General features: G+C 68.4%; 4 protein-coding genes and 1 pseudogene. 1 reads left to right on the plus strand and 4 read right to left on the minus strand.

Annotated features, from left to right (window positions below; genetic code table 11):
- Positions 1-126: 126 nt before the first annotated feature.
- From AXW62_RS20020 to AXW62_RS20030, 3 genes are all read right to left on the minus strand, one after another.
- A complete protein-coding gene (locus tag AXW62_RS20020) occupies positions 127-471 on the minus strand; it encodes a hypothetical protein (protein ID WP_060945740.1) in 345 nt (114 codons plus the stop codon).
- The gene (locus AXW62_RS20025; RefSeq protein ID WP_252368659.1) at positions 468-1070 is read right to left on the minus strand and encodes a hypothetical protein; all 603 of its coding nucleotides are present in this window, start codon (positions 1068-1070) and stop codon (positions 468-470) included. The genes AXW62_RS20020 and AXW62_RS20025 overlap by 4 nt, the downstream gene beginning before the upstream one ends.
- A gap of 111 nt (positions 1071-1181) precedes the next feature.
- Positions 1182-2417, minus strand: coding sequence for a helix-turn-helix domain-containing protein (locus AXW62_RS20030; RefSeq protein WP_060945742.1), 1236 nt, complete (start codon positions 2415-2417; stop codon positions 1182-1184).
- Between the two features lie 693 nt (positions 2418-3110).
- Between AXW62_RS20030 and AXW62_RS42995 the strand changes: the two are divergent.
- Positions 3111-3203, plus strand: a pseudogene (locus AXW62_RS42995) (glycosyltransferase family 2 protein); the annotation flags it as partial.
- A gap of 66 nt (positions 3204-3269) precedes the next feature.
- On the opposite strand, the gene AXW62_RS20035 reads toward AXW62_RS42995, so the two are convergent.
- A partial coding sequence (locus AXW62_RS20035) for a serine hydrolase domain-containing protein (protein ID WP_159060924.1) occupies positions 3270-3980 on the minus strand: 711 nt, incomplete at its 5' end.

A 3980-nucleotide genomic window follows, 5' to 3' on the forward strand; every position in this document is an offset into this window, starting at 1 on the left:
CCCCGGCCACGCAGAGGTGGACCGCGAGGGTCAGCAGCGGGATTGCGCTGGGGATCCCCGGCTCATCCGGGGTGGCGCGGGAGGCGAGCGGCGCGGCTCGCTCGGCGGGGGTTTGTCGGTGGTGTCTCATCCGGTGCCTTGCGCGTGTTCCTGCCGGATGGCCGTCGAGTAGGCGTTCAGGAGGCGTTGGCCGGTCGCGCACTCGCCCGTTCTGCATGCTTCGCAGCCTGCGGCGTGGGTGAGGGCGGCGCGCCATGCGTTCTCTGTGGTGCAGTTGGGGTCGCAGGCCCATAGGGGGTAGGTGGTGAGGGTGGGTCCCTGGCTGAGGGTGACGGTGCCGAGGGGGCGGTCTCCGGTGAGCAGCGTGCCGCACAGGGCGCAGCGCCAGCCGTGGAGTTGCTCGCGGGTGAGGGCGGCCGGGTCGATTCCGGCCGGGCCCGGTGCCGTGATGGCCGACTGGTCCCTCTTCATCGGCGTCCCTCGTGCGCGGCTGCGGGCGCGCTGGTGAGGGTCCGGGGCTGCTGGCCTGTGGGGTAGAGGGGTGCGTGGGTGGGGCAGGCGTAGATGGTCTTGCCGACGCCGTTGCCGCGGGCCTCTGCGTCGACCGGGATGGGTTCGTCGGTGGGCAGTTGGCAGTGGTAGCAGAGCTGGCGGCCTTCGGGCATGGGCCCGTATTCGGCGCGGTCGGCCTCGGCCAGGGCTTCCCGCAGGCGCCAGGGGTGGGTCAGGTAGCGGTTGGGGCCGAGGGGTACGCGCCAGTGCGACTTGGGGCCCGTCGTCCAGGAGACAGGGGGTACGCCGAGGTAGGTGCTTTCGTCGGCGAGTTCTGTGAGGACGCGGACCTGCCGCAGGTGCCAGCTTGTCGCGGAGCCCACGGCGATGAGCCAGTACAGGGTGCCGTACATGTCCTGGATCACGGCGCCGGTCTGGTCGCCGAGCGTTTTCAGGGCGCGTTCGCCGACCATGGGCGCTGCCCTGACGGCGTCCCACCATCTGCCGACGGGTAACGCCTCGATGTCCACGGCGGGCGGCGGTATCCACAGCGCGGGTGTTCTGGGTTGGGTCTGCACGGGGTCCCCCGGCGTCATCGGTGAGCAAGTGATGACTGACCGTAAGGGGGTGGCGTGGGGCACAGAGGTACACCCGGTACCCGCTCGCCGAGGGGTACGGTTCGTACCCCTTCACGCGGCCAGCGGCAGCCCCATCGCCCTGCGCAGGCGCTCGGCATCGCGCCGGACCGTAGCCGGACCGGACTCGGCCAGGTCCGCGATGGTCGATCGGGTGAAGAGGTTGTAGCGCGCAGTCTCAACCGACTCCTCGCACGCCTTACCCAGCAGATGCACCACCGCGACCGGCTCCCGCTCCAGGCTGTACGCCCGCGCCGACTCGATCAGGTGGAAACTGCGGCGCGTAGCCGACTCCATCGGCGACACGTCCACTCGCCCGGCCGCCTCGACTGCCCCGCGCCCGCTCACAAGGTCCGCCTCCATGGTGATCGCGTAGGCGTCGACCATGCCTTGCCCGAAGATCAGGTACGGGTGGGCATAGCCCTTGCCGAGCTTCTTGGCCGCCTTGTCGGCCCGGTCCCAGAAGCGCTCCGCGTCGCCACGCCTACCGACTTTCGCGTAGGACAGGGCCGCCGCCAGCTGGAGCAGCCCCCACCGCGCGAGGTCTTCCCGATCGTCGTCGGGGCGCAGCAGATCGGACGCCTTCATCGCCAGATCAACGCGTGCATCATGCCGCTCTCCCGCGTCCCGGAACACATGGTTCATGTACCAAGCCGCGCAGGCGATAGCTTTCGGACTGTCCGCGTCCTGTGCTGCGGACATCGCACGATCACCGGTGAGCATCACCAGCTCGGGCACGGGCTGGAAGGACAGGTACAGCTGTACGAGGTGGTAGGTCTCGGCGAGAGCGACGAGCACACGCCGCCGGTCCGTGCCCTCGTAGACGCGTGCAGCGTGCTGGAGATCAGCGAGGAGGTCCGGCAGCACGACGGCGATGCGCGTCCTGTGCTCGCCGATGCCGTGCCACAACTGCCACGCCTGGCGCACGTTCGACAGAAGGACGCCGACTGACTCGGGTTGCTCATCGTGGTCGTTGAAGTGGTAGTTCGTGAGCGCTGCCTTGACGGCGGGTAGGGCGTTGTGCGCGGCCTTGGTGTAGCTGGAGGTGGTCAGGCGCTCGTCGCCGGTCAGCTCTGCGAGGTCTTCCACGCCGAGGACATCGGCGAGGCGGAGCAGTAGCGGGAGGCGTGGGACGCCGAGGCGCCCGGTCTCGATGGCCTTGACCCATTCCGCGCTGCGCCCGATAAGGCCGCCGACGACGGGGCGTGTCTGTCCGTTGCGTTCGCGGCGCTTCCTCACGCGTTGGCCGAATGTGGTGGGCACGTGTGGGGTGTTGGTGTGGTCGGGCATACAGGTCTCCTCCTTCTCAAGCTCGCACTTGGACGGTACCCGCGGTCGGCTCCGCCGGTACGGCTGAACGTCCCTCATTGGTGGTGGATTCGAGGGGCCGTCGTCATGTCGGCACGCTGCCGCGCAGCCTGTGCAGGCGGAGGCGGATCTCGTGGAGCGCACGGCCCAGTCAGGGCCTCGGCAGGAGGAGGCCGGGCATCTGAGGGCGGCGCAAGTGCTGGCCGCCGTCGTAGACGTGCAGTCGAGACGGCGTCCCGGCCAGCCTGCGGGCGCGGACCTTCGCTCGGGCGCGGGTCTTCGCTGCGACTGCCGACCTGGCCGCGCTCGCCGGATGGGTAAGCCACGACTGCGGGAGGTAGGCGACGGCACAGCGCTACTGGAGCTACGGCATCTACGCGGCTGGCGAGGCTGGGCAGCGCGACCGAGGGGTGGAGATCGTCACTCGTATGTCGCACCAGATGATCTACCTTGGTCGCCCGCGTGATGCCCTCGGCCTCCTCGAAGTGGCCGCTGCGAAGGCTGACCGACCTGCGGCGAAGGCTCTGGTCGCTTCGCAGACCGGCCGGGTGCATGCGGCCCTCGGCGATGAGCATCTGGCCGAGTCACATCTGGGCACAGCCGACGATCTGTCGACGCGGGCGGCGTATGACGGGCCAGGGATCTCGCCGCTGCCAGGCCGACGACAGTCGCGGCCTGTACCGGGAACACGAGCGGCTGTCGGTTCCCCGGCCGACGCGGGCGTTGGCCGGGGCTGTGTGGCAGTCGCTGCGTAATTCGCGGATCTAGACTCAGGAAGGGGGAGCTCAGACCTCGCAGTGCAGCTACCTGGAAGTCACGCAGCTGGCTCCGGGGCTACTGGTGCCGTGGGAGAGCCTGTGCCTTCTGCGCCGAAAGAGTCTTGTAGACGGTACCGGCGAAGTCGGTCAGCGTGTCCCCTTCGCCAACGGCGCTGTTGACAGCAATGGCGATGATCATGCCAGTCTTCGGGAAGTACATGTGCAGCACCCGGTTTCCATAAGTGGCCCCCTCATAGGCCCAGACCGTCCCGGCCGCAGGATGGACGAACTTCACGACACCGAGCCCGAAACCCATGGGATCGTCGGCCGTGACGCTCTTGATGGGCTTACTCGTCTTCGTCGAGACCAGGGATTCCAGCTCGTGCTGCTGCGCTGAGGGCAGCAGTCGACCGCTGTACAGCGCCCTGTCCCAAGCCGTCATGTCTTTCAGTGAACTCACCAGGCCACCCGCCCCCTGCGCCCAGGACAGGTCGAGCCGAGGAAGTGACTTGTTGAGATGCTTCGGCAGGACGGAATGGGTGGAGTACGGCGTCGGCATGCGCGAGGCCGCGTCCGGAGGGCAGTCCGGGGGGAGGCAGGTGTCGTTCATTCCGAGAGGTTCGATGATGCGCTCGGCGAGCCGCTCATGGTAAGTATCGTGCGACGCTCGTTCGACGATCATCTGCGCGAGGAGGTAGTTCGTATTCGAGTACTCGTACTTCGCGGGACCCAGTGGCAGGCCCTCCACATAGGACATCAGGCGCTCCAGCGTGAAGCGCGTGGAGGG

The organism is Streptomyces hygroscopicus subsp. hygroscopicus, assembly GCF_001553455.1.
GTDB classification, from domain to species: domain Bacteria; phylum Actinomycetota; class Actinomycetes; order Streptomycetales; family Streptomycetaceae; genus Streptomyces; species Streptomyces hygroscopicus.